This window comes from Paracoccus jiaweipingae (assembly GCF_044335505.1).
Lineage (GTDB): Bacteria > Pseudomonadota > Alphaproteobacteria > Rhodobacterales > Rhodobacteraceae > Paracoccus.
In genome coordinates, this window is sequence record NZ_JBISBS010000001.1 from 631148 (window position 1) to 655966 (window position 24819).

A 24819-nucleotide genomic window follows, 5' to 3' on the forward strand; every position below is an offset into this window, starting at 1 on the left:
TTCCGCTATACCCCCTGAAGTTGAAGAAAAGGTTAAGCCAACACCGATTTCGCGAAAAAACTGGCTGTTGTCCTGTATATGAAGCGTCTCGCTACAGCGGGCGCCGACGCTCTGCCTGAGGTCACGCGGTCAGCCCGGCAACTGGTCGATGCGCAGCGCCTGCCAGTGCTTCATGCGGTTGCGAAACCAGATGCGCTGGGATTTGGCATATTGGCGGGTGGCGATCACGGCGCGGTCGCGGGCCTGTTCCAGCGTGATCTGGCCGTGCAGATGGGCCACCAGCTCGGGTGCGCCGATGGCACGGGCCCATTGCGCGTCGGGGCGCCATTGCGGCAGCAGGGCGCGGACCTCGGCCAGGGCGCCCTGTTCCAGCATCAGATCGAAGCGCCGCGCAATGCGATCGGCCAGCCAGTCGCGGTCCGAGGTCAGCACCAGACAGGCGGCGCTGTCGGGCGCGATCAGCGGCGGCGGGGTTTGGGCCTGCCATGCCGCCAGACCGCGTCCGGTGGCGGTCAGAACCTCCCACGCGCGCTGGACGCGGACGGGGTTGTTAAGGTCGGTCTTGTCGCGCGTGGCAGGGTCCAGTTCCGCGATCATCCCGGCCAGACCGCCCGCCGCCAGACGGGCATCGGCGCGGGCGCGGATGGCGTCGGGGGTGGGCGGGATCTGCGCCAGCCCCTGCGTCAGCGCCGTCAGATACAGCCCGGTGCCGCCCGCCACGATCAGCCGCCCGCGCAGCCCCGCCACCTGGCGCAGCCAGTCACCCACGGAATAGGCCGCCCCCGGCGCCACATGCCCGTAAAGCGCGTGCGGCGCGGCGGCAAGATCGGCCGCCGGGGGGCGCGCGGTCAGCACCTGCCAGCAGGACCAGACCTGCAAGGCATCGGCATTGACGATGGTGCCGCCCTGCGCCCGCGCGATGGCCAGCGCCAGTGCCGATTTGCCGCTGGCGGTTGGACCGGCGATCAGCACATGGCGGTCCGGGTCCAGCGTTCGGATCAGGGGGGCAAAGGGATCGGCGGTCATGGGCCTCTGTCGAAAGCGGCAGTTGAATACATCGCCGTTTTGCGACATTTTGCGCGCCAAGGAAACACAAGCATGTCAGGGGTGTCGCATGGCCGATAACGCAAACAGTCAATCGGACGGGCAGGCCCCCGCCAGCTATCAGCGGGTGATGCTGAAAATCTCGGGCGAGGCGCTGATGGGCGATCAGGGCTATGGCCTGCACCCGCCCACCGTGGCGCGCATCGCAGACGAGGTCGAATCGGTCCACAAGCTGGGGGTCGAGATCTGCATGGTTATCGGCGGTGGCAATATCTTTCGCGGCCTTCAGGGCAGCGCGCAGGGCATGGAACGTGCCACCGCCGATTACATGGGCATGTTGGCAACCGTGATGAACGCGCTGGCCATGCAATCGGCGCTTGAGGCCAAGGGCCTGCATTGCCGCGTCATCAGCGCCATCCGCATGGACGAGGTCGCGGAACCCTATATCCGCCGCCGCGCCATCCGCCACCTTGAGAAAAAGCGCATCTGCATTTTCGCCGCCGGCACCGGCAACCCGTATTTCACCACCGACACCGCCGCCACGCTGCGCGCCAATGAAATGGGCTGCGAGGCGATCTTCAAGGGCACCAAGGTCGATGGCGTTTACGACAAAGACCCGGCCAGGCATTCGGATGCCAAGCGTTACGACAATGTCACCTATGACGAGGTGTTGCAAAAGCATCTTGGCGTGATGGATGCCAGCGCCATTGCCCTTGCGCGCGACAATCACCTGCCGATCATCGTGTTCTCGCTGGATGAACCGGGCGGGTTCCGTGGCATTCTGGCCGGGTCGGGCACCTATACCCGCGTGCACGGGTAAGGCGGGCGGATCGCGGGCATGGGCTTTCGGGCACGTCTTGGCGCTTGGGTCGAAGGCCCGGCGGTCAGCCGCTTTATTTCCGGGCTGATCCTGTTCAACGCCATCATTCTGGGGATGGAGACATCCGACCGGATGATGGCGCTGTGGGGCGATCTGCTGGTGGTGCTGGACAGCGCCTGTCTGGCGGTTTTCGTGGCCGAGATCGGCGCCAAGCTGGTGGCACGCGGCTGGCGGTTTTTCCGGTCGGGGTGGAATATCTTCGATTTCGTCGTGGTCGGCATTGCGCTGGTGCCGGCGGGGCAGGGGCTGGCGGTGCTGCGCACGCTGCGGGTGCTGCGGCTGCTGCGCGTGGTGTCGGTCACGCCGCGCCTGCGCCGCGTGGTCGAGGGCTTTCTGGCCGCGCTGCCGGGCATGGCCAGCGTGTTTTTGCTGCTGGGGATCATCTTTTACATCGCGGCGGTCATTGCCACCAAGCTGTTCGGGCGCGATTTTCCCGAATGGTTCGGCACACTGGGGGAATCGGCCTATTCGCTGTTTCAGGTGATGACACTGGAAAGCTGGTCGATGGGCATCGTGCGCCCCGTCAGCGAGGTGTTCCCGCTGGCCTGGATGTTCTTTGTGCCCTTCATTCTGGTGACCACCTTTGCGGTGATGAACCTTGTCGTCGGTCTGATCGTCAATTCCATGCAGGACGCCCATCACGCCGAGGAAAACACCGCAACCGAGGCCTATCGCGACGAGGTCATCGCCCGGCTGGACCGGCTTGACGCGCGCATGGCCCGGCTTGAGGGGCGCGACAGCGACCCGGACTGACGGCCCCGACCGGCCCGCCCGCGCCAGCGGCGAAGGATGGCTGGCCCGCAGAAAACCCCCTTTGCCCCACATGGCCTTTGCGGTTACAAGCGGGACAAAGCAGATATCAGGCAGATGACCATGGCAGATAATATCGAAATCGACACCGCAGATCTGGAACGCCGCATGAAAGGCGCGATGGAGGCCCTGCGCCACGAATTTTCCAGCCTGCGCACCGGGCGGGCCTCGGCCAGCATGGTGGACCCGGTCATGGTCGATGCCTATGGCAGCCCGACGCCGATCAACCAGGTCGGCACCGTCAACGTCCCTGAACCGCGGATGGTCACCATCAATGTCTGGGACAAGGCGCTGGTCGGCAAGGTGGAAAAGGCGATCCGCGAATCCGGGCTGGGGATCAACCCGCAGCTGAACGGCACCATCATCATGCTGCCCATCCCCGAGCTGAACGAGGAACGCCGCCGCGAACTGACCAAGGTCGCCGCGCAATATGCCGAACATGCCCGCGTCGCCGTGCGCAATGTGCGCCGCGACGGTATGGATCAGGTCAAGAAGGCCAAGAATGACGGCATGTCCGAAGATGACCAGAAATTCTGGGAATCCGAGGTGCAGGACCTGACCGACCGCTTCATCGCCGAGGTCGACAAGGCGCTTGAGGCCAAACAAGCCGAGATCATGCAGGTCTGATGCGGATGAATGCTGCCCCGGCCCCGAAAGATGACGCCGTCGTGGCGGATGGCACCGCCGCCCGCCGGCATGTCGCGATCATCATGGATGGCAATGGCCGGTGGGCGACGGATCGCGGCTGGCCACGGCTGGTCGGCCACCGTCGCGGCGCCGAGCGCGTCAAACAGATCGTCCGCGCCTGCCCCGATCTGGGGGTGAACTGGCTGACCGTCTATGCGTTCTCGACCGAGAACTGGAAACGCTCGACCGAGGAAGTGCTGGGTCTGATGGGCATTTTCGCCCGCTATATCGAGGGCGAGGCCGAGCGCATGTCCGCCGAAGGGGTGCGCCTGCGCTTTATCGGCGGTCGCGACAAGCTGACCCCGAAATTGCAGGCGCTGATGGCCGGGATCGAGGCCCGCACCGCGGCCAATACCCGGCTGAACCTGACCATCGCCATCAATTACGGCGGCCGCGATGAGCTGACCCGCGCCGCCAACCGTCTGGCCGCGCGGCTGGCCGAGGGCCGTGTGCAGGCCCCCGCGACCGAGGCCGATTTCACCGACTGCCTTGATACCGCAGGCATTCCCGACCCGGATCTGGTGATCCGCACCTCGGGCGAGACCCGCGTGTCGAACTTCCTGCCCTGGCAGGCGGCCTATGCGGAATACGAGTTTACCGAAACCCTGTGGCCCGATTTCACCCCCCTGCATCTGGCCGAGGCGCTGGGGCGTTTCGACCAGCGGCATCGTCGTTTCGGGGGCGTGTGAGCATGGCCGGGACGGCCCAACGCTGGTCCGACCTGTCGGCGCGGCTGGTCTCGGGCGTGGTGCTGGCGGTGGCGGGCGTGGCGATGATCGTCGCCGCGGGAATGTGGCTGCGCGTCGGCGTGTCCGTCCTGTGCGGGGTGATGGTGTGGGAACTGGCGCGGCTGACCGCGTGGCGCCATGCCGAATTTCACGCCCCGCGCCGGCCCGAATTGCTGGGGCTGATCGCCGGGGTGACGCTGTTTGCCATGCTGAGCATGCCCGGCGACTGGCCTGCCTTGCTGGTGGTGGTGCCGGTGCTGTTCGGCTGGCGCGGCACCCATATCAATGAACGCGCCCCCTGGGTGTTCTTTACCATCGCCATTCTGTCGGCGGGCTATGCCGTGGTGGTCATCCGCGAGGTGATGGGCCTGCCCACCGCCGCATGGGTGGCGGGGACGGTGGTGCTGACCGATGTGCTGGGGTATTTCGCGGGCCGGACCTTCGGGGGGCCGAAATTCTGGCCCTCGCTCAGCCCGAAAAAGACATGGTCTGGCACGGTTGCGGGCTGGGTCGGGGCCTTTGTGCTGGCGCTGGTTGTGGTGCTGATCGGCTGGGGCGATCTGCGCCTGCTGATTTTGGGGCCGCTGCTGTCCTTTGCCGGGCAGATGGGCGACATCATCGAAAGCGCGCTGAAGCGGCGGGTGGGGGTCAAGGACAGCTCGGCCATCCTGCCGGGGCATGGCGGGCTGATGGACCGGTTCGACGCCATGTGTGCGGCGTTCCTGCTGCTGATGATGCTGGGGATCGTGATGGATCTGCCGGTGGTGGGGGCGCTGTAAGTCATGCGCCGGATCTCGATTTTCGGGGCGACCGGCTCGATCGGGGAAAGCGCCTTTGACCTGATCACCCGTGCCGGCGGGGCGGGGGCGTTTCACACCGTCGCCCTGACCGGGGGCCGCAATATCGCCCGGCTGGCCGAACAGGCCCGCGCCCTGCGGGCCGAGGTCGCGGTGACCGCGTTTCCCGACTGTCTGCCCGATCTGCGCGACGCGCTGGCGGGGTCAGGCGTGCAGGCCGCCGCCGGACCCGAGGCCATGACCGAGGCCGCCGCCCGTGACAGCGATTGGGCGCTGTCGGCCATTGTCGGGGCGGCGGGGCTGGCGCCGGGTTTGCAGGTGCTGGAACGTGGCGGCACGCTGGCGCTGGCGAACAAGGAATCGCTGGTCTGTGCCGGGCCGCTGGTCATGGCGCGTGCCCGCGAAAACGGTGCCCGTATCCTGCCGGTCGATTCCGAACATTCCGCCATTTTTCAAGCCCTTGGTGGTGAAAACCTTGAATCTGTGTCAAGTGTGACCATCACGGCATCGGGCGGGGCGTTTCGGGACTGGCCGCTTGAGGATCTGGCCGGGGCGACGGTGGCGCAGGCCTCGACCCACCCAAACTGGGATATGGGTCAGCGGATCACCATCGACAGTGCCAGCATGTTTAACAAGGCGCTGGAAATCATTGAAGCGCGGGAATTTTTTGGCATTGATCCTGACCGGATCAAGGTGCTGGTGCATCCTGAATCCATCATTCACGCGCTGGTGGCCCATGTCGATGGCGGCACGCTGGCGCATCTGGGTGCGCCGGATATGCGCCATGCCATCGGTTTCGCGCTGAACTGGCCCCGGCGGCAGGCGCTGCCGGTGGCGCCGCTGGATCTGGCGGCTTTGGGTGGCCTGACCTTCCGCGCCCCGGACGAACGCCGCTGGCCGGCGCTGCGCCTTGCGCGCGAGGTGATGGCCGCCGGCGGCGCGGCGGGGGCGGTGTTCAACGCCGCCAAGGAACAGGCGCTGGATGCGTTTCTGGCACAGCAGGTGCGGTTTACCGACATGGCCGACCTTGTCGCGGCGGCGCTGGATCATATCTCGGGCAGGGCGGGGTTTGCCGACAGCCCGCGTGATCTGGAAACGGTGATGCACTGGGACGCGCTGGCGCGTGCCACGGTGCGCGAAAGGGTGCAGGATGGGTGATGTGCTGGCCGGAATCGGCGGCTCGGTCTGGACGTTGCTGTCATTTGTGGTGGCGCTGTCGGTGATCGTGACGATCCATGAATATGGCCATTACATCGTCGCGCGCTGGTGTGGCATCCGGGCCGAGACCTTTTCCCTTGGCATGGGACCGCGCCTGTGGGGGCGCCGGGACCGGCGCGGCACCATGTGGCAGGTCGCGGCGCTGCCGATCGGGGGCTATGTCCGGTTTCTGGGGGATGCTGATGCCGCCAGTGCGGGGCGGTCGGGCGATGTGGCACAGATGGATGCCAGCACCCGGCGCCAGACGCTGGACGGCGCGCCGCTTTGGGCGCGGGTGGCGACGGTCGCGGCGGGTCCGGTTTTCAACTTTATCCTGTCGATCCTTGTTTTTGCAGGATTTATGCTGTCGCAAGGCGTGGCGCGCGAACAGGTGGTGATTGGTCAGCCGGTGGCGCTGCCCGGTGCCGAAAGCGGCCTGCGGCCCGGTGATCAGGTGCTGGCGCTGGATGGCCGGCGCTTTGACGACTGGCCGGGGTTTTTCGCCGTCGCGCAACAGACCGCGGCGGCTGCGCGCCATGACTGGACGGTGCTGCGTGATGGGCGCGAAACCACGGTGAGCGGGCCGGACCCGATGCCGCCGCTGATCGGCGCCATCACCCCGCGCAGCGCCGCCGCCCGTGCCGGTCTGCGCAGCGGGCAGGTCATCACCCGCATCAATGACCAGCCGGTGCATCGCTTTTCCCAGCTGTCGCCGGTGGTAACGGCGGCGCAGGGCCAGCCGGTCACGCTGACGGTCTGGTCGCCGGACGGGCAGTTGCGGCAGGTCAGCCTTGCCCCCAAACAGCAGGATCTGCCCCGGCCCGGCGGCGGGTTCGAGCGCCGCTGGCTGATTGGCATTACCGGCGGTCAGGCCTTTGTGCCGCAAATCCGCGCCGTCGGCCCGGTCGAGGCGCTGAAGGGCGGTGTGCAACAGACCTGGGGGGTGATTGCGGCCTCGGTCACAGGGATGGCGGCCATGATCGGCGGGCAGATTTCATCGTGCAATCTTGGCGGCGCGATCAGCATTGCCGAAAGCACCGGTCAGGCGGCCAGCGCCGGGGGCGGCCAGTTCCTGTGGTGGATCGCCATCCTGTCCGCCGCCATCGGCTTTCTGAACCTGCTGCCGATCCCGGTTCTGGATGGCGGGCATCTGGCATTTTACGCGTGGGAGGCCGTGACCGGCCGCAAGCCATCCGACCGGGTGATGAACGCGCTGACGGCGCTGGGGCTGGCGGCGGTGATCACTTTGATGATTTTCGGCCTCACGAACGATCTTTTCTGCCCTTGAAGGCGCGCAATGTTTTGACAGCATGGCCCTGTTGGGGGTAGGTCAGTCGCCATAAGCGGGGCCGTGAATGCCCCTGTCCGGACAGGCGAAAACCGAGGGGCGGCCATGACGACCAGCATTTTCAACGACAAACGGTTCCTGCGCGGCGGCGTGGCCATGGCGCTGGCGCTGGCCGTGGCGGCACCGGTGATCACCGCCCCGCAACCGGCGGCGGCCTATGTGTTCAACAATCTGCGCATCGAAGGCGCGCAGCGCATCGAGGCGGCGACCATCCTGTCCTATGCTAATGTGGCGCGGGGCGCGCAGGTCAGCGCAGGCGATCTGAACGACGCCGTGCAGCGGCTGCTGGGGTCGGGCCTGTTCGAAAGCGTCGATGTGGTGCCGCAGGGCGGGACGCTGGTCATCAAGGTGGTGGAATACCCGACCATCAACATCATCAATTTCGAAGGCAACCGCCGCGTCAAGGACGATATCCTGTCGCAGGTGGTCAAAAGCAAATCCCGCCGCGTCTATTCCCCCGCGCAGGCCGAGGCCGACGCCGTCGAGATCAGCAAGCTTTACGCCGCGCAGGGCCGGCTGGCGGCGCGGGTCGACCCGCGCATCATCCGCCGCGAGGGCAACCGCGTCGATCTGGTCTTCGAGGTGCGCGAAGGCGACGTGACCGAGATTGAGCGCATCGGCTTTACCGGCAACCGCGCCTTTTCCGACCGCAAGCTGCGCAATGTGCTGCAAACCAAGCAGGCGGGCATCCTGCGCACCTTCATCAAGCGCGACACCTTCGCCCCCGAGCGTATCCCGCTGGATGAAAAGCTGCTGACCGATTTCTATCGCGCGCAGGGCTATGCCGATTTCAAGGTTCAGGCCGTCTCGCCCGAGATTGCGCGCGAACGCGATGCCTTCTTCATCACCTTCGCAATCGAGGAGGGGCCGCGCTATCGCTTTGCCCATGTCGACACGATCAGCGAAATCGCCGGTGTCGATGTGGCGCCCTTCGCGGCGCAGAACCGGGTGCGGCGCGGGGCGGTCTATAACCCCGCCGATATCGACAACACCATCCGCCGGATGGAAACCGTCGCCATTCAGCAGGGGCTGGATTTCGTCAATATCGAACCGCGCATCACCCGCAACAAGCGTGGCCAGACGCTGGATCTGACCTTCGCGCTGACCCGCGGGCCGCGCGTCTTTGTCGAACGCATCGACATCGAGGGCAACACCACCACGCTGGACCGGGTGATCCGGCGCCAGTTCCGCAGCGTCGAGGGCGACCCGTTCAACCCGCGCGAGATCCGCAATGCCGCCGAACGCATCCGCGCGCTGGGGTATTTCGCGGATGTGCAGGCCGAAAGCCGCGAGGGCAGCGGCCCGCAACAGGTCGTGGTCGACGTCAATGTCGAGGAACAGCCCACCGGCAGCCTGTCTTTCGGGGCCAGCTATGGCGCCAATTCGGGCGTGGGCTTTAACGCGGCGCTGTCGGAAAAGAACTTTCTGGGTCGCGGCCAGGAGGTGAACCTGGCCGTGTCGACCGCCAAGGGCGACCAGAACAGCAACTTTACCTTTGTCGAGCCGTTCTTCCTGGGCCGCGATCTGCGGTTCCGCAGCTCGATCTGGTATAACACCACCGACTCGCTTTATGCGGCGTATAATACCCGCAGTGTCGGGCTGTCGCTGGGGGTGGAATTCCCGGTGTCGGAAAATGGCCGGTTCGAGCTGCGCTATAAGCTGGCCGAACAGACCATTTCCGATGTCAAAAAGGGCGAGGTTTCGGACATTATCCTGTCCGAAGAGGGCAGCCTGCTGACCTCGGCCATCGGGTATACCTATAATTACGACACCCGGCGCACCGGGCTGAACCCCAATACCAGCTATAAGCTGCGCTTTGGGCAGGACTATGCCGGGGTGGGGGGCGATGTAAAATCGGTGACCACCTCGCTGTTGGCCGGGGTGCAAAGCACCGCCTGGCGCGAGGATGTGGTCCTGACCGCCGAGCTGGAGGCCGGTGCCATCCACATGCTGAGCGATCAGAACAGCCGCATCATCGACCGTTTCAACAACGGCTCGAAGATCCGGGGGTTCAAGCCCGACGGGATCGGCCCGCGCGATTTCGCGACCGAGGATCAGGACGGGCTTGGCGGCAATATGTATTGGGTCGCCCGCGCCGAGGCACGCTTTCCCATCGGCCTGCCCGAGGAATATGGCATTCAGGGCGGGTTGTTCGCGGATGTCGGTTCGGTCTGGGGGCTGAATGACGCCACCAGGGCGGTGACCGGGGCCAATCTGTTTGATGCCGATGGCAATGATACCTCGGACATGAATGTCCGCGCCGCCATCGGGGCCTCGATCTTCTGGAGCACGCCAATCGGGCCGCTGCGCCTGAACTATGCCAAGGCGCTGAAAAAAGAAGATTACGACGAGGAACAGAAGTTCGACCTGACCATCTCGACCCAGTTCTGAGGACGGGCAATGCGGGCAGCGGGCGGTTTCTGGACGTGGATCGGGTCGCTGGCGGTGATGCTGCCGCTGGCCGGTCAGGCGCAGACCGCCGAGGCCCCGGCCACGCCCGGCCTGTCGGCGCCGGTTTCCACCCTGCCGATGACCGCCGGTGCCGCCGATACCGGGGCGGACGCGGCACAGCGGCCAGCGGCTGGCGATGACCGGGCGGCCACGGATGGCGCGGCGGCTGGCCTTGCGGCCCCCGCGCCGATCCCCGGAAACCTGCCCGATGGCCAGCATGTCCCGGTGCTGACCGTCGATCAGGAGGTTTTATACGCCCGTTCGGACTGGGGTCTGCGCGCGCAGGCCGAGTTCGAGCGTGACGGACGCGCGCTGGCGGCGGAAAACGACCGTCTGGCCGCGCAACTGGCCCAGGAAGAGGCCGAACTGACCGAGCGTCGCAAAACCCTGTCACCCACCGATTTTCGCCAGCAGGCCGAGGCGTTCGACCAGCGTGCCACGCGCATCCGGGCCGAACGCGCCGCGGCGCTGCGCGATCTGAACCAGCGGGCCGAAACCGACAGGGCGGCGTTTTTCCGCGCCGTGATCCCGATTATCGGCACCGAAATGCAGGCCCGTGGCGCCGTTGCGGTGCTGGATCAGCGCACGGTGTTTCTGTCTTTGCAGGGCATCGACATTACCGCCGTGCTGATTGCCCGCATCAATGATCAGCTTGGCGATGGCAGCGATCTGCGCGCGCCGGTCCCGGCGGATCAGGGCGATGCGGGTGCAGGCCCGGATGATGCGTCACAACCGTCCGGGGCCAGGCCGTCCAGCGACACAGCCGACGGCCGGTCGCAGAACTGACCGTCTGATCGGGGCATCCGCGTTGGCCGCCCCCCTGCGTGGGGATGCAGGACGGGGCGGTCTGGTCCATCTGTCGCCATTGCGCGCGGGGGTGCGCATCGGCGTGGCGGCTGCCCGGCGGCAGGCCCGCCGGTCCCGTCGGGCCGTGGTGGCTCAGGCCGGGGCTTGCGCGGCCAGCGCTTTCAGACGCCCGGACAGCAGCGCGAAAAAGGCGGTCGCGTCCAGATCGCGCATGAAATGACAATTCGGCGCGCGCCCCGACACCCCCCACCAGTCAGCCACGGTCATGCCGGTGGTAAAACGGCCCTCGGTCTCGACCTCAAGGTTGATGTGGCGGCCAAAGAACATTTGCGGCGCGATCAGCCAGGCGATGGTGCAGGGGTCATGCAGCGGCCCGCCCGAACTGCCGTATTTGTCGCGGTCGAAGCGTTCGTAAAACCCCATCCAGCCCGCGACCGCCCGCCCCAGCCGGCCATGCGGGGCCATGGCGTCTGACCAGCCCTGCGGGATCAGGGCGCGGTGGGTGACATCCAGCGGCATCACCGTCAGCCTGACGCCACTGGCAAAGATCTCGGCGGCGGCCTCGGGGTCGACATAGATGTTGAACTCGGCGGCGGGGGTGATGTTGCCGACCTCGAAATAGGCGCCGCCCATCAGCACGATCCCGGCCACGCGGGGGATGATGTCGGGGGCCTTGCGAAAAGCGGTGGCGATATTGGTCAGCGGCCCGATCGGGACCAGTGTCACAGTGCCGCTGTCATGGCGGCGCAGCGTGTCGATGATGAAATCGACCGCGTGGACCGGCTGCACCGGCATGGCCGGATCGGGCAGGTCAAACCCGTCCAGCCCGGATTTGCCATGCACATGTTCAGCGGTGACCAGATCGCGGCGCAGGGGCCGGTCGCAACCCGCGAAAACCGGGATGTCGGTGCGCCCGGCCAGTTCACAGATGACGCGGGCATTGCGGGTGGTCAGGGGCAGGGGCACATTGCCGGCCACGGTGGTCAGGCCCAGAAGCTGTAATTCCGGGCTGGCCAGCGCCAGCAGGATGGCAATGGCATCGTCCTGTCCGGGATCAGTATCGATAATGATCTTGCGCGTCATGTGAAAACCCCCAAGGCAGGCCCTGCTTGTGGCCCAAAGCGGCGGCGCCGTGCAAGCCCCGGCGCGGCTGCCCATTGACGCAGGCCGCGCCCGGCATTAGCTGCGGCGCATGGCACGCGCACCTTTGCTTCAACTGACCGATCTGTCGCTGACCTTTGGCGGCCCCCCCGTTTTCGACGGCTTGTCCCTGACCGTGCAGGCCGGGGACCGGGTGGCGCTGGTGGGGCGCAACGGGTCGGGGAAATCGACGCTGATGAAGGTCATGGCCGGGCTGGTCGAGCCTGACCGCGGCGAGGTGGTGATGCCCGCCGGCACCAGCGTCGGCTATATGGAACAAGAGCCCGAGATGGCGGGATACGCCACGCTTGGCGATTTTGCGCGCGGCGGGCTGGAACCGGCCGAGGAATATCTGGTCGATATCGCCGCCGAGGGGCTGAAATTCGACCCCGCACGCCCGGTCGCCACCGCCTCGGGCGGGGAACGGCGGCGGGCGGCGCTGGCGCGGCTGCTGGCGCAGGCCCCTGACCTGATGCTGCTGGACGAGCCGACGAACCATCTGGATATTCAGGCCATCGGCTGGCTTGAGGATCACCTGTCCAGCACCCGCGCGGCCTTTGTGCTGATCAGCCATGACCGCGCCTTTTTGCGGCATCTGACCCGTGCCACGCTGTGGATCGACCGTGGTGCGGTGCGGCGGCAGGAACGCGGGTTCGAGCATTTCGAGGATTGGCGCGAAACCACCTGGGCCGCCGAGGACGAGGCCCGCCACAAGCTGGACCGCAAGATCAAGGCCGAGGCGCGTTGGGCGGTCGAGGGCATCAGCGCCCGCCGCAAGCGCAATATGGGCCGGGTCCGCGCGCTTGCCGATCTGCGCGCCGAACGCGCCGCACAGATCCGCCGTCAGGGTGCCGCCGCGATGGCGTTTGAGGCCGGGCCGCAATCGGGCAAGCGGGTGATCGAGGCCAAAGGCATTGCGAAAACCTTTGGCGACCGGGTGATCCTGCGGCCCTTTGACCTGCGGGTGCTGCGCGGCGACCGCATTGCCTTTGTCGGCCCCAACGGTGCGGGCAAGACCACGCTGATCAAGATGCTGACCGGAGAGTTGGCGCCAGATCAGGGCAGCATTCAGCTTGGCACGAATATTGACATGGCGGTGTTCGATCAGGCCCGTTCGGCCATCGACCCCGAGGTCAGCCTGTGGGACGCGCTGACCGCCGACCCGGATATGCGGGTTTCGGGGCGGGCCGATCAGGTGATGGTGCGCGGCCAGCCCCGCCATGTGGTCGGATACCTCAAGGATTTCCTGTTCGACGAGGCACAGGCCCGCGCCCCGGTCGGCAGCCTGTCAGGCGGCGAAAAGGCGCGGCTTTTGCTGGCGCGGATCATGGCCAGACCCTCGAACCTGCTGGTTCTGGACGAGCCGACCAACGATCTGGATGTCGAAACGCTGGACCTGTTGCAGGATATCCTGGGCGAATATGACGGCACCGTGCTGCTGGTCAGCCATGACCGCGATTTCATCGACCGCGTGGCCACCGCAACCGTTGCGATGGAAGGGGATGGCCGGGCGGTGATCTATCCCGGCGGCTGGGGCGATTATCAGGCTCAGCGCGGCGATCAGGCCCCCGCGCCCGAGGTCAAGCCCGCCAAGCCGACCCCGAAAGCCGAGGATAAGACCGAGGTCAGGGCAAAGCCCGCCAAACCGGGGCTGAGCTTTACCGAAAAGCACCGTTTGGAAGAGCTGCCAACCGTCATCGAACGGCTGGAGGCCGAGATCGCCAGACTGACAGAATTCATGGCGCAGCCCGATCTGTTCCAGACCGCGCCGGCGAAATTCGCCAAGGCGTCCGAGGCGCTGGCCGAACGGCAGGCCGCACTTGCCGCCGCCGAGGATGAATGGCTGGCGCTTGAGGAAAAATCCGTCCAGGGCTGAGGCGTGGCCCGCATCTGGCCGGGCCACAACGGCATTGGGCGTTGACTTGGGCGGGCGAATCCACTAGGGAAAGCGCACCCGGCCTTGGCATTTGCCTTTGGCCGGTGTGTTATTTTTCACGATCCCCGCAAACGGGGCGCTGTCCGACGGCAACCAACGCCGGTGCAAAACCGGGGCCACAGGATGCGGAAAAGCAAGGAAGAACAGATGTTCGCAGTTCTGAAAACGGGCGGCAAGCAATACCGCGTTCAGGCAGGTGACGTGCTGCGCGTTGAAAAGCTGGCCGCTTCGGCCGGTGAAAAGGTGCAGTTCAACGATATCCTGATGGTTGGCGGCACGATCGGTGCGCCGCTGGTCGATGGCGCCTGCGTGCAGGCCGAAGTGATCGAGCAGATCAAAGGCGACAAGGTCATCACCTTTGTCAAACGCCGCCGCAAACATTCCAGCCAGCGCACCCGCGGCCACCGTCAGCAGCTGACCCTGCTGCGCGTGACCGACGTGCTGGACAATGGGGCCGACAAGACCGGCGTGAAAGCCGCCATTGGTGCCCGCACCGCCGGCGCGTCCTATGCCGCCGAGGCCCCCGCTGCCAAAGCCCCGGCTGCCACGAAAGCCGCCAAATCCGGCACCGTCGGCACCCGTCCTGCCAACCTGCTGGACGCCGCGCGCGACGGTCAGGCCGATGATCTGAAGCTGATCTCGGGTGTTGGACCCAAGCTGGAAGATCTGCTGCACGAAAACGGCGTCTATCATTTCGACCAGATCGCCGCTTGGAAAAAGGCCGAGATCGAATATATGGACGACAAGCTGTCGTTCCATGGCCGGATCGAGCGCGAAGATTGGATCAAGCAGGCCAAAGAGCTTGCCAAAGCGAAAAAGGACTAATCCATGGCACATAAGAAAGCAGGCGGTTCGTCCCGCAACGGTCGCGATTCGGCTGGTCGTCGCCTTGGCGTCAAGCTGTATGGCGGTCAGGAAGCCATCGCCGGTAACATCATCGTTCGCCAGCGCGGCACCAAGTGGTGGCCGGGTCAGAATGTCGGCATGGGTCGCGATCATACCCTGTTCGCCCTGACCGACGGTCAGGTGACCTTCCGCAAAGGCCTGAAAGGCCGGACCTTCATTTCGGTCCTGCCCGCCGAACTGGAAGCTGCCGAATAAGCCCGGCGTCACATTTCGATGTTGAACAGGGGGGATCGGCGCAGGCCGGTCCCCTTTTGCGTTCCGGCAGCCATCTGCCGGAGGGGAGGGGGAAAGAATGACCGATACGCAGACCACCGTCGCGCAGCCCGTGATCACAGCGGGCCGCGTTACCCTGCGTCCGCTGCGTCTGTCCGATGCCGGGCTGATCGCGCATTACACCGCCGATCGCCGGGTCGCCGAGGGCACCCGCGCCATTCCGCATCCGCTGCCGCCCGGCGCGGCCGAGGCCTATGTCGCCCGCGCCTTGCAGGATGGCCGGGCCGAAGATGTCTGGGCCATTGACGGGTCCGAACATCAGCTTGCCGAATTGCTGGGGGTGGTGTCGCTGACACATATGGATGACAACCAGTCCGAACTGGGTTTCTGGGTTGGGGCCGGGTTCTGGAATACCGGTTTCGCCACCGAGGCGGTCGAGGCGCTGGTGCGCGCCAATCTGCATGGCGCGCGCACCCTGTTTGCCGAGGCGTTTCAGGACAATCCCGGCTCTGCGCGGGTGCTGACGAACAGCGGCTTTGAATATCTGGGTGATGCCGAAAGCTGGTCAGTGGCGCGCAATGCCCGCGTGCCGACATGGACCTATCTGCGCAAGATGGGCTAAGCGGGCCTGCCCCGCGCGGGCGGGTGGGGAAGCTGTCCCGCCCTGCCGCGCCGGTCAGCGCCGGATGGTGATGACTTGCGTCGCCCCGGAAACGGTGATGCCGCGCAGCCCGGCCATGGTGATGCGGCTGATCGGCAGGGCGGTGGTGATCATGTCGACATTGGGATTGGCCGGCACCCGCGCATCGGGCGAATCGGCATAGGGCGCCTGTGCCACGAAACGCAGCCGCAGGATGCCGTCCTGATCGCCGCGCAGCCGGCCCGCGACCTGCGGCAGTTCCGGCACCAGTTCGGCATCCCACCAGCCCCTGGTCGGCGCCATCCCGGTGACCACCAGCAGCTTGCCATCGGGCACATCCTTCAGCACGGCGCTGGCGATATGGGCGATGGGCTGGCGCGCGTCCGCAGTCGTGGTGGGATAGCCGCCTTTCGGGGCCAGCGTCTCCGGTCCGCGATCACGCCCGCTGAACCAGCCAAGCGGGTTCAGGCCGCTGTCGCCGCTGAAACTGCCACAGCCCGACAGCAGCAGGGTCAGGGCAAGGGCGGGGGTCAGGGGGTGGATGCGCATCATCGGCCTCGGCAAGCTGGGGCATTTTTTCCGTCTTATGCCATCGGTTGCCGCGATGAAAGCCACTTTGACCCCGCGGCCTGCCCGCGCTATGCCAAGCCCGCAAAAGGAGAACGCCATGGCCAGCCCCGCCTTCGAAGATATTGTCGAGACGTTTGACTTTCTGGACGACTGGGAGGACCGCTATCGTCACCTGATCGAGCTGGGAAAAGCCATGCCGGCCATGGACCCGGCGTTGCAAAGCCCGGCTACCAGGGTTGATGGCTGTGCCAGTCAGGTCTGGATCCTGCCCCTGCCCGAAGGCGAGGGGCCGGATGCGCGGTTCGATTTTCAGGGCGACAGCGACGCGCTGATCGTGCGCGGGCTGATCGCGGTGTTACACGCGCTGTATGCGGGCGTGCGCCGTGGCCAGATCGCGGCAATTGACGCGCAGGCGGAACTGGCGCGTCTGGGGCTGGCCGAACATCTGTCGGCGCAGCGCTCGAACGGGGTGCGGGCGATGATTGCGCGAATCCGCGAATCGGCGGCTTAAGCCCGGCGGGTGATCCAGCCGCCACCAAGCACGCGGCTGCTGTCGGCCTGATAGAAGACGCAGGCCTGACCGGGGCTGACGCCCTCTTCCGGGGTCAGCAACTCGACCTCGGCGCGGCGGGGACCGGTGGGGCGCAGGATCGCCGGGCGTGGCGGCCGGGTTGATCGGATGCGGCAGGTGATCTCGATCTCGCCGTCGAAGGGCACATCCCCCAGCCAGTTGACCTCGGCCACCGGCACGATCCTGGTGGCCAGCGCGGTTTTCGGACCGACGATGACATGGCGCTTGTCGGGGTCCAGCCCCACCACATAAAGCGGCGTGTCCAGCCCGCCGATCCCCAGCCCCCGGCGCTGGCCGATGGTATAGTGGATCACCCCGCGATGCTGACCCAGCACCTGACCGTCCGGATCGACAATATCGCCGGGATCGGCCGCGCCGGGGCGCAGTTTTTCGATCACGCTGGCATAATCGCCATTGGGGACAAAGCAGATATCCTGACTGTCGGGCTTGTCGGCCACGGTCAGCCCGTATTGCGCGGCCATGGCGCGGGTTTCGGCCTTGCTGGTCAGGTGCCCCAGCGGGAAGCGCAGGAAATCAAGCTGTTCCTGCGTGGTCGAGAACAGGAAATAGCTTTGATCGCGATTCGGGTCGGCAGCCATGTGCAGCTCGGCCCGCGACGGCCCTTGACGGCGCTGGATGTAATGCCCCGTCGCCATGCAATCGGCATCCAGATCGCGGGCGGTTTGCAGCAGATCGCGGAACTTGACCCGTTCATTGCAGCGGATGCAGGGCACCGGCGTTGCCCCGGCCAGATAGGCATCGGCAAACTCCTCGATCACCGATTCGCGGAATTTATTTTCATAATCAAGCACATAATGCGGAATGCCAATGCGTTCCGCGACCCGGCGCGCGTCGTGAATATCCTGCCCGGCACAGCAGGCGCCCTTTTTGGCCAGCGCCGCGCCGTGGTCATACAACTGCAAGGTGACGCCGATGACGTCATAGCCCTGTTCTTTCAGATGCGCCGCCACGACGGAACTGTCGACACCGCCCGACATCGCCACGACCACACGGGTCCGGGACGGGGGCTTGGCGAAACCAAGGCTGTTGATCGGCGCATCCGCAGGGGCTGCGGGGCGGGCAGGGGCTGGTGCTGTCATGGATACCTTTGGGCGCACAGGCGCCGGATCAGTCGCATTTGAAGCAAAATATAAGGAAAAAGCCGGGGTTCTCAAGTCACGGGGCAGTGAAAATCGGGTCACGTTCACCGGATGTTAAGGGGCTTGCGCCATAGTGAACCCGTTAACAAGTGAGGTGTTCGATGTATCTGAAGAAATGCGAGGGGCCGCGAACCGTGATCCTCGACGGCGGCGAGGTGTTAAGCCTCGCCGACCTGCCGCAACCGGGAATGCGCTGGGTGGCCAGCCGCAAGGCCTGTGTGGTGCGTGCGGTGACCCACGGCCTGATCGCGCGCGAACAGGCGCTGGCGCGCTATGACCTCTCGGAAGAGGAATTTGACAGCTGGCTTGCAGCGGTGCGCAAGCATGGTCCCAAAGGGCTGCGCGTCACGGCCATTCAGCGTCACCGGCAAATCGGGCAACAACTATAGGTTGCATTATGATCAAAAAGACGCGAGTAACGGGATATTAACCTTTTCCCTTTACCTCTGGTGGCAAGAGGACCGAATCAAGGAACAGCCGTCATGCGTATTCTTTTGATCGAAGATGATGCAACCACCGCCCGCAGCATCGAGATGATGCTGACCAATGCGGCCTATAACGTCTTTCTGACCGATATGGGCGAAGAGGGGATCGACCTTGCCAAACTGTATGATTACGACCTGATCCTGCTGGATCTGGACCTGCCCGACATGAACGGGATGGAGGTTTTGCGCCAGATCAGGCTGTCACGGATCGACACCCCGATCCTGATACTGACCGGGTCGGACGACACGGAAAGCAAGCTGCGCGGCTTTGGCTTCGGCGCTGACGATTACATGACCAAGCCCTTCCACCGCGAGGAACTGGTGGCGCGGATTCAGGCGATTATCCGGCGCTCGAAGGGGCACAGCCACGCTGTTATCCGCACCGGCGATCTGGTGGTCGACCTCGATGCCCGCTCGGTCGAGGTGCGGGGGCGACCGATCAACCTGACCGGCAAGGAATATCAGATCCTTGAACTGCTTAGCCTGCGCAAGGGCACCACCCTGACCAAGGAAATGTTCCTCAACCACCTCTATGGCGGTATGGACGAGCCAGAGTTGAAGATCATCGACGTCTTCGTCTGCAAATTGCGCAAGAAGCTGGCCCAGGCGATGGATGGGGTCAGCCATATCGAAACCGTCTGAGGCAGGGGCTATGTCTTGCGCGACCCGGAACCGGCGATGGATGAACGTCTGGCCATTGGCGCCTGAACGGCTTCTCCTTTCGGTGCTGGACAAGCAGGGCCTGCGCTGGCTAACCCCGGAACGACAGTGATGTTCGGTTCAGGGGGTCTGCAAGGTGACGCGACAGGACGGTGAAAACAGGGTTGGGCAGGACCGCAATGGGGTTCAGGCACGGATGCGGAATCTGGCCGATCAGATCGCGCGTGCCAATCTGGCCTATCATCGCGACGACGCACCCGAGATCAGCGACGCCGCCTATGACGCCCTGAAGGCCGAGCTGCTGGCGCTGGAGGCGCGGTATCCGCAACTGGCCGCAATGGACAGCCCCACCGGGCAGGTGGGGGCGGCCCCGGCCGAAGGTTTTGCCAAGGTCCGGCACCGCAAACCGATGCTGTCGTTGGCGAACGCGTTCTCGGATGACGAGGTGGCCGATTTCCTGCGCCGTTGCCGCGATTTTCTGGGCCTGTCGGCCTCGCGCCCGCTGGCCTTCACCGCCGAGCCAAAGATCGACGGTCTGTCGCTGTCGCTGCGATACGAGCATGGTCAACTGATCGAGGCCGCAACCCGTGGCGATGGCGAAACCGGCGAAAACGTGACCGCCAATGCCCGCCATATTCCCGACATCCCCCAGACTCTGCCCGCCGGTGCCCCCGATATTCTGGAGGTGCGCGGCGAGGTTTACATGACCCATGACGATTTTGCCCGTCTGAACGCCAGCGGCGACGGGCGCGTTTTTGCCAACCCGCGCAATGCCGCGGCGGGGTCGTTACGGCAACTGGACCCGTCGGTGACCGCCAGCCGCCCGCTGCGCTATTTTGCCTATGCCTGGGGGCAGATCAGCGCGCCACTGGCCGAAACGCAATTCGACGCGGTGCGGCGGTTGGGGGATTTCGGCTTTCAGATCAACCCCTTGATGCAGCGTTGCAACAATCTGGATCAGATGCTGGACACATGGGCCGCGATTGAATCGCAACGTGCCACGCTTGGCTATGACATTGACGGCGTGGTTTATAAGGTTGACGATCTGGCTTTGCAGGATCGTCTGGGCTTTCGGGCAACCACACCGCGTTGGGCCCTGGCGCATAAATTTCCCGCCGAACTGGCCTGGACCCGCCTGCGCGCGATCGAGATTCAGGTTGGCCGCACCGGGGCGCTGTCGCCGGTGGCGCGGCTTGACCCGGTGACCGTTGGCGGGGTCGTCGTGTCCAACGCCACCCTGCATAACGAGGATTATATCGCCGGCATTGACAGTCAGGGCGCGCCCATTCGCGATGGCGTCGATATTCGCGCAGGCGACTGGGTGCAGGTTTATCGCGCCGGTGATGTCATCCCCAAGATCGCCGCGGTCGATCTGGCGCGACGCCCTGCTGACACGCCGGTTTTTGTTTTCCCCGACCACTGCCCCGAATGCGGCTCGGAAGCGGTGCGCGAGCCGGGTGATTCCGTGCGCCGCTGCACGGGGGGGCTGGCCTGCCCGGCGCAAGCGATTGAGAAATTGAAGCATTTCGTGTCGCGCGCCGCGTTCGATATTGACGGGCTTGGGGCAAAGCAGATCGAAGCCTTTTACCACGACCCGGTGCTGCCGATCCGTGAACCGGCCGATATTTTCACCCTGCGCCAGCGCGACAGCGAACAGCTGGCCCGGCTTAAGAACCGTGATGGCTGGGGTGAACGCTCGGTTCAAAAGCTGTTCGATGCCATCGAGGACCGGCGCAGCATCGCCCTGTCGCGGCTGATTTTCGCCCTTGGTATCCGCCATGTTGGCGAGGTCGCATCCGGCATTCTGGCGCGTCATTTCGGCGGGCTGGAACAGATGATCGCCGCCCTTGACGCCGCTTTCCCCGCCGCCGAACGGCATATGCAGGCCGAAGAGGCCGCGACCCATGAACGCAACCGCGCCGCACGCGATGGCCGCCGCGCCCGGCTGGCCGAGGCCCGCAATGCGGTGTGGCAGGCCGATCCGACGGTCGCGTCGGATGCGCGGGCCGCCTGGGACGACCTTGTCAGCATTGACGGCATTGGCGCTGTGCTGGCGGAATCGCTGGTTCTGGCCTTTGCCCAACCAGCCGAGCGTGGCGTCATCGACCGGCTGATCGCGCAGTTACAACAGGTCACACCGCCCGAGGCCCCGGCGTCAAGCGACAGCGAAATCGCTGGTCTGACCTTGGTTTTTACCGGCACGCTGGAACAGATGACCCGCGCCGAAGCCAAGGCCCGTGCCGAGGCGCTGGGGGCCAAGGTCGCGGGTTCGGTTTCGGCCCGCACCGATCTGGTGGTGGCGGGGCCGGGTGCGGGCAGCAAGGCCGCGAAGGCAGCCGATCTGGGGGTGCGGGTGATCGACGAAGCCGCGTGGATGCGGCTGGCCGGGCGTGATGGCTGAGGCCGCCCCCCCCGTCAAGGGCCGCCCCCCGGTCCTGTTTCCGCTGTTCGCTGAGGTCGAGACCCTGCCCGGAACCGGCCCGCGCGGTGCCGCAGCACTGGCGCAGATGGGCATTACCCGACCGCGCGACCTGATCCTGACCCTGCCCACCGGCGGCATCAGCCGTCGCCGGCTGGACCGGCTGGCCGATCTGCGCGCGCCGGAAACGGTGATTGTCACCGTGACCGTTCACCGCCACGCCCCGCCCTCGGCGCGGGGGCGGCCATGGCGGGTGTTTTGCGGCGATGACAGTGGCGAGCTGCAACTGGTTTTCTTCCACCCCCGCCGCGACTGGCTTGAGGCGCAATTACCGGTCGGGCAGCGTCGCGTGGTCTCGGGCAAGGCGGAAATCTTTGACGGGATGCCCCAGATTGTTCATCCCGATCACATCCAGCCCGAATCCGCCCCCCCGCCCGAGGGGTTCGAGCCGGTCTATCCGCTGACCGCCGGGTTAAGCGCGCGGCAAATGGCCAAGGCCGTGACGGCGGCTTTGGCGCGGGCGCCCGATCTGGCGGAATGGGTCGATGCGGGGGTGCTGGCCGAACGCGGCTGGCCGTCCTGGCGTGGCGCGCTGGAACAGGCCCATGCCCCGCAGGCCGTGGCCGATCTGTCCCCCGATGCGCCGGCGCGCGCGCGTCTGGCCTATGACGAATTGCTGGCCCGTCAGATGACACTGGCACTGGCGCGGCGTGCGGCGCGGCGCAAGCCGGGACGGGCCAGTCAGGGCGATGGCCGCTTGCGCCAGCGGGTTCTGTCGTCGCTGCCATGGCCGCTGACGGGGGCGCAGCAGCGCGTGCTGGACGATATTGCCGCCGATATGGCAACGCCGCAGCGGATGAACCGGCTGGTGCAGGGCGATGTCGGGTCCGGCAAGACGGTGGTGGCGCTGCTGGCGCTGCTGATCGCGGTCGAGGCTGGCGGGCAGGGCGTGATGATGGCGCCGACCGACATTCTGGCCCGCCAACATGCCCGCGCCCTTACCCCGCTGGCGCAGGCGGCGGGGGTGCGGCTGGCGCTGCTGACCGGGCGCGACAAGGCCGAGGCGCGCCAGCAGGTGCTGGCCGATCTGGCCGCCGGGCGGGTCGATATTCTGGTCGGCACCCATGCCGTTTTTCAGGACCGGGTCCAGTTTGCCGATCTGCGGCTGGCGGTGATCGACGAGCAGCACCGCTTTGGCGTGGCGCAGCGCATGGCGCTGGCGGCCAAGGGGGCGCTGCCGGTGGATATGCTGATCATGACCGCGACACCGATTCCGCGCACGCTGGCGCTGTCGCATTACGGCGATCTGGATGTTTCGGTGATCGACGAAAAGCCGCCCGGACGCCTGCCTGTGACGACGGTCAGCCTGCCCGACACCCGCCTGCCCGAGGTGGTGGCCCGCCTGCATTCGGCGCTGGAGGGGGGGGCGCGGGCCTATTGGGTGTGCCCGCTGGTCGACGAATCGGAACGTGTCGATCTGACAGCGGCCGAGGAACGCGCCAAGGGTCTGCGCCGCCATTTCGGTGAATCGGTGCGGCTGGTGCATGGCCAGATGTCCGCCGAGGAACGCGATGCCGCCATGGCCGATTTCGCCAGCGGTGCGGCGCGCATTCTTGTGGCGACCACAGTGATCGAGGTCGGTGTCGATGTGCCCGAAGCCACGATCATGGTGATTGAACGCGCCGAATCCTTTGGTCTGGCCCAGTTGCACCAGCTGCGCGGGCGGGTGGGGCGCGGGCGCGGGGCCTCGACCTGTCTGCTGCTGTATCGGGCGCCGCTCAGCGAAACCGGTCAGCGGCGTCTGGCCATTATGCGCCAGACCGAGGACGGCTTTCGCATTGCCGAGGAAGATTTGGCGATTCGCGGCGCTGGCGATGTGATTGGCACCGCGCAATCGGGTCTGCCACGGTTTCGCATTGCGGATCTGGAACATCAGGCCGGTCTGATGGCCTTGGCGCAGCGCGATGCGCGCGCGTTTCTGGAACGCGACCCCGGTATGGAAACCGCGCGCGGTCAGGCCATGCGCAGCCTGCTGTGGCTGATGGAACAGGACAAGGCGATCAGGATGTTGTCCGCCGGTTAACCACGATGTTCGCAAAAAGTTCTTTACAGCCGCTTGCGGATATGAGAACAAAGTAGCAACACAATCAGGGGTGCTGACCATGACCAAGGAATTCCTGTCTGACATCGCCGGGATCGCCGCCATTTCCATCACCACCGGCGTCATGCTGTGGTTGCCGGCCTTGCTGAACGGCTGATCCATTTGCCATCTGCCCCGCGTTTGATCGCGACGTTTCTGTCGGCGTCGTCCGCCTGTCCGGCCCTGTGAGAACGCGCAACTTGACCGGCCCTTCACGGGCCGGTTTTTTCCTGTTCGCTGTTCGCTGTTCGCTGTTCGCTGTTCGCTGTTCGCTGTTCGCTGTTCGCTGTTCGCTGTTCGCTGTTCGCTGGTCAGGCGGCGTCCATGGCCTGCACCGTGGCATTCCAGGCCAGCAGGATCGAGGCATGGCGATTGGCGAATTCGCGGGCGGGCAGCAGCACCTCCAGCCCGTCAAAGGGGGCGTCGGGCACCGGGCCGCCGCTGGTCAGCATGGCCTGCAACTGATCGCGGCCCTTGCGGATGCTGTCCAGCGATTGTCCGGGGGCGGCGGCCCCCAGCACCGCGGCTGAAGCCTGCCCAAGGGCGCAGGCGCGGACCTCCATCCCCAGCCGGGTCAGGCGGGCATCGGTCACGCCCACATCCACCGTCACCGTCGAGCCGCATTGCGGCGAGCGCACCGAGGCCGTCGCATCCGGCGCGTCAAGCCGCCCCAGATGCGGAATATCAGCCGCCAGCGCCAGAATGCGGCGCGAATAAAGCTGCATCAGATCGCTGTCGGACATTGGCTTTCCTTTTGGGCTTTCCGTTTGGGGCTTTCTTTGGGCCTTGGTGGCGGCTGTGCGTGGGGCTTTCCCCGGTGGGCGCGGGGGGCTATCTAAGCCCGGACAAGCCCGAAAGGAAAGCCGATGTTTGACCCTGCCAGCCTGAAATACGACGCCAACGGCCTGATCCCGGTGATCGCGCAGGATCATGTAACGGGTGATGTGCTGATGATGGCGTGGATGAATGCCGAAGCCGTTGCGCGGACACTGGACAGCGGGCGGGTGACCTATTGGTCGCGCTCGCGTCAATCCTTCTGGATCAAGGGCGAGACCAGCGGCCACATTCAGAAGCTGGTCGATTTTCGCGTCGATTGTGACCGCGACTGTGTGCTGGTGCTGATCGAACAGACCGGCCCGGCCTGTCACACCAACCGCCGCAGCTGTTTTTACACCGCCATCCGTGCCGATGACGAGGTCGAGATCATGACCCCCATGGTCTGAGGCGGGG

Annotated in this window: 23 protein-coding genes and 1 pseudogene; 19 read left to right on the plus strand and 5 right to left on the minus strand. The window is 65.7% G+C overall.

Annotation, left to right across the window (positions count from 1 at the left end):
• Nucleotides 1-129: 129 nt before the first annotated feature.
• Entirely contained in the window at nucleotides 130-1026 is an 897-nt protein-coding gene (miaA, locus tag ACFXP9_RS03175) for a tRNA (adenosine(37)-N6)-dimethylallyltransferase MiaA (RefSeq protein ID WP_397205331.1), read from the minus strand.
• A gap of 88 nt (nucleotides 1027-1114) precedes the next feature.
• Here miaA and pyrH point away from each other — a divergent pair, with 88 nt between their 5' ends.
• The 9 genes from pyrH (at nucleotide 1115) to ACFXP9_RS03220 (ending at nucleotide 10728) form a co-directional block, all read left to right on the plus strand.
• Nucleotides 1115-1864 carry a UMP kinase gene (gene pyrH, locus ACFXP9_RS03180; RefSeq protein ID WP_397205329.1) on the plus strand — a complete coding sequence of 250 codons (750 nt, stop codon included), beginning with the start codon at nucleotides 1115-1117 and terminating at the stop codon, nucleotides 1862-1864.
• Between the two features lie 18 nt (nucleotides 1865-1882).
• Nucleotides 1883-2677 (plus strand): ion transporter, encoded by a 795-nt coding sequence (locus ACFXP9_RS03185; protein ID WP_397205327.1) that lies wholly within the window; start codon nucleotides 1883-1885, stop codon nucleotides 2675-2677.
• Nucleotides 2678-2797: 120 nt separating this feature from the next.
• A complete protein-coding gene (gene frr / locus ACFXP9_RS03190; RefSeq protein WP_397205325.1) occupies nucleotides 2798-3361 on the plus strand; it encodes a ribosome recycling factor in 564 nt (187 codons plus the stop codon).
• 83 nt (nucleotides 3362-3444) lie between these two features.
• On the plus strand, nucleotides 3445-4110 hold the full coding sequence (gene uppS / locus ACFXP9_RS03195) for a polyprenyl diphosphate synthase (RefSeq protein WP_397205781.1): 666 nt from the start codon (nucleotides 3445-3447) through the stop codon (nucleotides 4108-4110).
• Nucleotides 4111-4112: 2 nt separating this feature from the next.
• Nucleotides 4113-4928 carry a phosphatidate cytidylyltransferase gene (locus tag ACFXP9_RS03200; RefSeq protein ID WP_397205323.1) on the plus strand — a complete coding sequence of 272 codons (816 nt, stop codon included), beginning with the start codon at nucleotides 4113-4115 and terminating at the stop codon, nucleotides 4926-4928.
• Nucleotides 4929-4931: 3 nt separating this feature from the next.
• Nucleotides 4932-6104 (plus strand): 1-deoxy-D-xylulose-5-phosphate reductoisomerase, encoded by a 1173-nt coding sequence (dxr, locus tag ACFXP9_RS03205; protein ID WP_397205321.1) that lies wholly within the window; start codon nucleotides 4932-4934, stop codon nucleotides 6102-6104.
• Nucleotides 6097-7431: an RIP metalloprotease RseP gene (gene rseP, locus ACFXP9_RS03210; RefSeq protein WP_397205319.1), complete on the plus strand. Its 1335-nt coding sequence runs from the start codon at nucleotides 6097-6099 to the stop codon at nucleotides 7429-7431. The genes dxr and rseP overlap by 8 nt, the downstream gene beginning before the upstream one ends.
• A 105-nt stretch (nucleotides 7432-7536) precedes the next feature.
• Nucleotides 7537-9882, plus strand: coding sequence for an outer membrane protein assembly factor BamA (gene bamA / locus ACFXP9_RS03215; RefSeq protein ID WP_397205317.1), 2346 nt, complete (start codon nucleotides 7537-7539; stop codon nucleotides 9880-9882).
• A gap of 9 nt (nucleotides 9883-9891) precedes the next feature.
• Nucleotides 9892-10728, plus strand: coding sequence for an OmpH/Skp family outer membrane protein (locus tag ACFXP9_RS03220; protein WP_397205315.1), 837 nt, complete (start codon nucleotides 9892-9894; stop codon nucleotides 10726-10728).
• A gap of 153 nt (nucleotides 10729-10881) precedes the next feature.
• Here the strand turns inward: ACFXP9_RS03220 and ACFXP9_RS03225 are convergent, their stop codons facing one another.
• Nucleotides 10882-11832: a nucleoside hydrolase gene (locus tag ACFXP9_RS03225; protein ID WP_397205313.1), complete on the minus strand. Its 951-nt coding sequence runs from the start codon at nucleotides 11830-11832 to the stop codon at nucleotides 10882-10884.
• Nucleotides 11833-11941: 109 nt separating this feature from the next.
• Between ACFXP9_RS03225 and ACFXP9_RS03230 the strand changes: the two genes are divergently transcribed.
• From ACFXP9_RS03230 to ACFXP9_RS03245, 4 genes are all read left to right on the plus strand, one after another.
• Nucleotides 11942-13765 carry an ABC-F family ATP-binding cassette domain-containing protein gene (locus ACFXP9_RS03230; RefSeq protein WP_397205311.1) on the plus strand — a complete coding sequence of 608 codons (1824 nt, stop codon included), beginning with the start codon at nucleotides 11942-11944 and terminating at the stop codon, nucleotides 13763-13765.
• Nucleotides 13766-13972: 207 nt separating this feature from the next.
• Entirely contained in the window at nucleotides 13973-14650 is a 678-nt protein-coding gene (locus ACFXP9_RS03235) for a 50S ribosomal protein L21 (protein ID WP_397205309.1), read from the plus strand.
• A gap of 3 nt (nucleotides 14651-14653) precedes the next feature.
• Entirely contained in the window at nucleotides 14654-14926 is a 273-nt protein-coding gene (rpmA, locus tag ACFXP9_RS03240) for a 50S ribosomal protein L27 (RefSeq protein WP_397205307.1), read from the plus strand.
• Nucleotides 14927-15023: 97 nt separating this feature from the next.
• A complete protein-coding gene (locus tag ACFXP9_RS03245) occupies nucleotides 15024-15566 on the plus strand; it encodes a GNAT family N-acetyltransferase (protein WP_397209975.1) in 543 nt (180 codons plus the stop codon).
• Nucleotides 15567-15620: 54 nt separating this feature from the next.
• Here the strand turns inward: ACFXP9_RS03245 and ACFXP9_RS03250 are convergent, their stop codons facing one another.
• Nucleotides 15621-16133: a hypothetical protein gene (locus ACFXP9_RS03250; protein ID WP_397205303.1), complete on the minus strand. Its 513-nt coding sequence runs from the start codon at nucleotides 16131-16133 to the stop codon at nucleotides 15621-15623.
• A gap of 118 nt (nucleotides 16134-16251) precedes the next feature.
• Here ACFXP9_RS03250 and ACFXP9_RS03255 point away from each other — a divergent pair, with 118 nt between their 5' ends.
• Nucleotides 16252-16665 carry a SufE family protein gene (locus ACFXP9_RS03255; protein WP_397205301.1) on the plus strand — a complete coding sequence of 138 codons (414 nt, stop codon included), beginning with the start codon at nucleotides 16252-16254 and terminating at the stop codon, nucleotides 16663-16665.
• On the opposite strand, the gene mnmA is transcribed toward ACFXP9_RS03255, so the two are convergent.
• Entirely contained in the window at nucleotides 16662-17825 is a 1164-nt protein-coding gene (gene mnmA / locus ACFXP9_RS03260) for a tRNA 2-thiouridine(34) synthase MnmA (protein WP_397205300.1), read from the minus strand. The genes ACFXP9_RS03255 and mnmA overlap by 4 nt on opposite strands.
• Nucleotides 17826-17986: 161 nt before the next feature.
• Here mnmA and sciP point away from each other — a divergent pair, with 161 nt between their 5' ends.
• The 4 genes and pseudogenes from sciP (at nucleotide 17987) to recG (ending at nucleotide 23532) form a co-directional block, all read left to right on the plus strand.
• On the plus strand, nucleotides 17987-18274 hold the full coding sequence (gene sciP, locus ACFXP9_RS03265) for a CtrA inhibitor SciP (RefSeq protein WP_397205298.1): 288 nt from the start codon (nucleotides 17987-17989) through the stop codon (nucleotides 18272-18274).
• A 93-nt stretch (nucleotides 18275-18367) separates the two neighbouring features.
• A pseudogene (ctrA, locus tag ACFXP9_RS03270) lies at nucleotides 18368-19078 on the plus strand (response regulator transcription factor CtrA).
• A 148-nt stretch (nucleotides 19079-19226) separates the two neighbouring features.
• Nucleotides 19227-21431: an NAD-dependent DNA ligase LigA gene (ligA, locus tag ACFXP9_RS03275; protein WP_397205294.1), complete on the plus strand. Its 2205-nt coding sequence runs from the start codon at nucleotides 19227-19229 to the stop codon at nucleotides 21429-21431.
• On the plus strand, nucleotides 21424-23532 hold the full coding sequence (gene recG / locus ACFXP9_RS03280; RefSeq protein ID WP_397205292.1) for an ATP-dependent DNA helicase RecG: 2109 nt from the start codon (nucleotides 21424-21426) through the stop codon (nucleotides 23530-23532). Before ligA ends, recG begins: the two co-directional genes overlap by 8 nt.
• A 368-nt stretch (nucleotides 23533-23900) precedes the next feature.
• Here recG and ACFXP9_RS03285 read toward each other — a convergent pair whose 3' ends face one another.
• Nucleotides 23901-24332 (minus strand): iron-sulfur cluster assembly scaffold protein, encoded by a 432-nt coding sequence (locus tag ACFXP9_RS03285; RefSeq protein WP_397205290.1) that lies wholly within the window; start codon nucleotides 24330-24332, stop codon nucleotides 23901-23903.
• A gap of 123 nt (nucleotides 24333-24455) precedes the next feature.
• Here ACFXP9_RS03285 and hisI point away from each other — a divergent pair, with 123 nt between their 5' ends.
• Entirely contained in the window at nucleotides 24456-24812 is a 357-nt protein-coding gene (hisI, locus tag ACFXP9_RS03290) for a phosphoribosyl-AMP cyclohydrolase (RefSeq protein WP_397205288.1), read from the plus strand.
• Nucleotides 24813-24819: the final 7 nt, after the last annotated feature.

Coding starts and splice junctions, on each gene's coding strand:
- miaA (WP_397205331.1), bottom strand. CDS start 1,026: ATGACCGCCGATCCCTTTGCCCCCCTGATCCGAACGCTGGACCCGGAC.
- pyrH (WP_397205329.1), top strand. CDS start 1,115: ATGGCCGATAACGCAAACAGTCAATCGGACGGGCAGGCCCCCGCCAGC.
- ACFXP9_RS03185 (WP_397205327.1), top strand. CDS start 1,883: ATGGGCTTTCGGGCACGTCTTGGCGCTTGGGTCGAAGGCCCGGCGGTC.
- frr (WP_397205325.1), top strand. CDS start 2,798: ATGGCAGATAATATCGAAATCGACACCGCAGATCTGGAACGCCGCATG.
- uppS (WP_397205781.1), top strand. CDS start 3,445: ATGGATGGCAATGGCCGGTGGGCGACGGATCGCGGCTGGCCACGGCTG.
- ACFXP9_RS03200 (WP_397205323.1), top strand. CDS start 4,113: ATGGCCGGGACGGCCCAACGCTGGTCCGACCTGTCGGCGCGGCTGGTC.
- dxr (WP_397205321.1), top strand. CDS start 4,932: ATGCGCCGGATCTCGATTTTCGGGGCGACCGGCTCGATCGGGGAAAGC.
- rseP (WP_397205319.1), top strand. CDS start 6,097: ATGGGTGATGTGCTGGCCGGAATCGGCGGCTCGGTCTGGACGTTGCTG.
- bamA (WP_397205317.1), top strand. CDS start 7,537: ATGACGACCAGCATTTTCAACGACAAACGGTTCCTGCGCGGCGGCGTG.
- ACFXP9_RS03220 (WP_397205315.1), top strand. CDS start 9,892: ATGCGGGCAGCGGGCGGTTTCTGGACGTGGATCGGGTCGCTGGCGGTG.
- ACFXP9_RS03225 (WP_397205313.1), bottom strand. CDS start 11,832: ATGACGCGCAAGATCATTATCGATACTGATCCCGGACAGGACGATGCC.
- ACFXP9_RS03230 (WP_397205311.1), top strand. CDS start 11,942: ATGGCACGCGCACCTTTGCTTCAACTGACCGATCTGTCGCTGACCTTT.
- ACFXP9_RS03235 (WP_397205309.1), top strand. CDS start 13,973: ATGTTCGCAGTTCTGAAAACGGGCGGCAAGCAATACCGCGTTCAGGCA.
- rpmA (WP_397205307.1), top strand. CDS start 14,654: ATGGCACATAAGAAAGCAGGCGGTTCGTCCCGCAACGGTCGCGATTCG.
- ACFXP9_RS03245 (WP_397209975.1), top strand. CDS start 15,024: ATGACCGATACGCAGACCACCGTCGCGCAGCCCGTGATCACAGCGGGC.
- ACFXP9_RS03250 (WP_397205303.1), bottom strand. CDS start 16,133: ATGCGCATCCACCCCCTGACCCCCGCCCTTGCCCTGACCCTGCTGCTG.
- ACFXP9_RS03255 (WP_397205301.1), top strand. CDS start 16,252: ATGGCCAGCCCCGCCTTCGAAGATATTGTCGAGACGTTTGACTTTCTG.
- mnmA (WP_397205300.1), bottom strand. CDS start 17,825: ATGACAGCACCAGCCCCTGCCCGCCCCGCAGCCCCTGCGGATGCGCCG.
- sciP (WP_397205298.1), top strand. CDS start 17,987: ATGTATCTGAAGAAATGCGAGGGGCCGCGAACCGTGATCCTCGACGGC.
- ligA (WP_397205294.1), top strand. CDS start 19,227: ATGCGGAATCTGGCCGATCAGATCGCGCGTGCCAATCTGGCCTATCAT.
- recG (WP_397205292.1), top strand. CDS start 21,424: ATGGCTGAGGCCGCCCCCCCCGTCAAGGGCCGCCCCCCGGTCCTGTTT.
- ACFXP9_RS03285 (WP_397205290.1), bottom strand. CDS start 24,332: ATGTCCGACAGCGATCTGATGCAGCTTTATTCGCGCCGCATTCTGGCG.
- hisI (WP_397205288.1), top strand. CDS start 24,456: ATGTTTGACCCTGCCAGCCTGAAATACGACGCCAACGGCCTGATCCCG.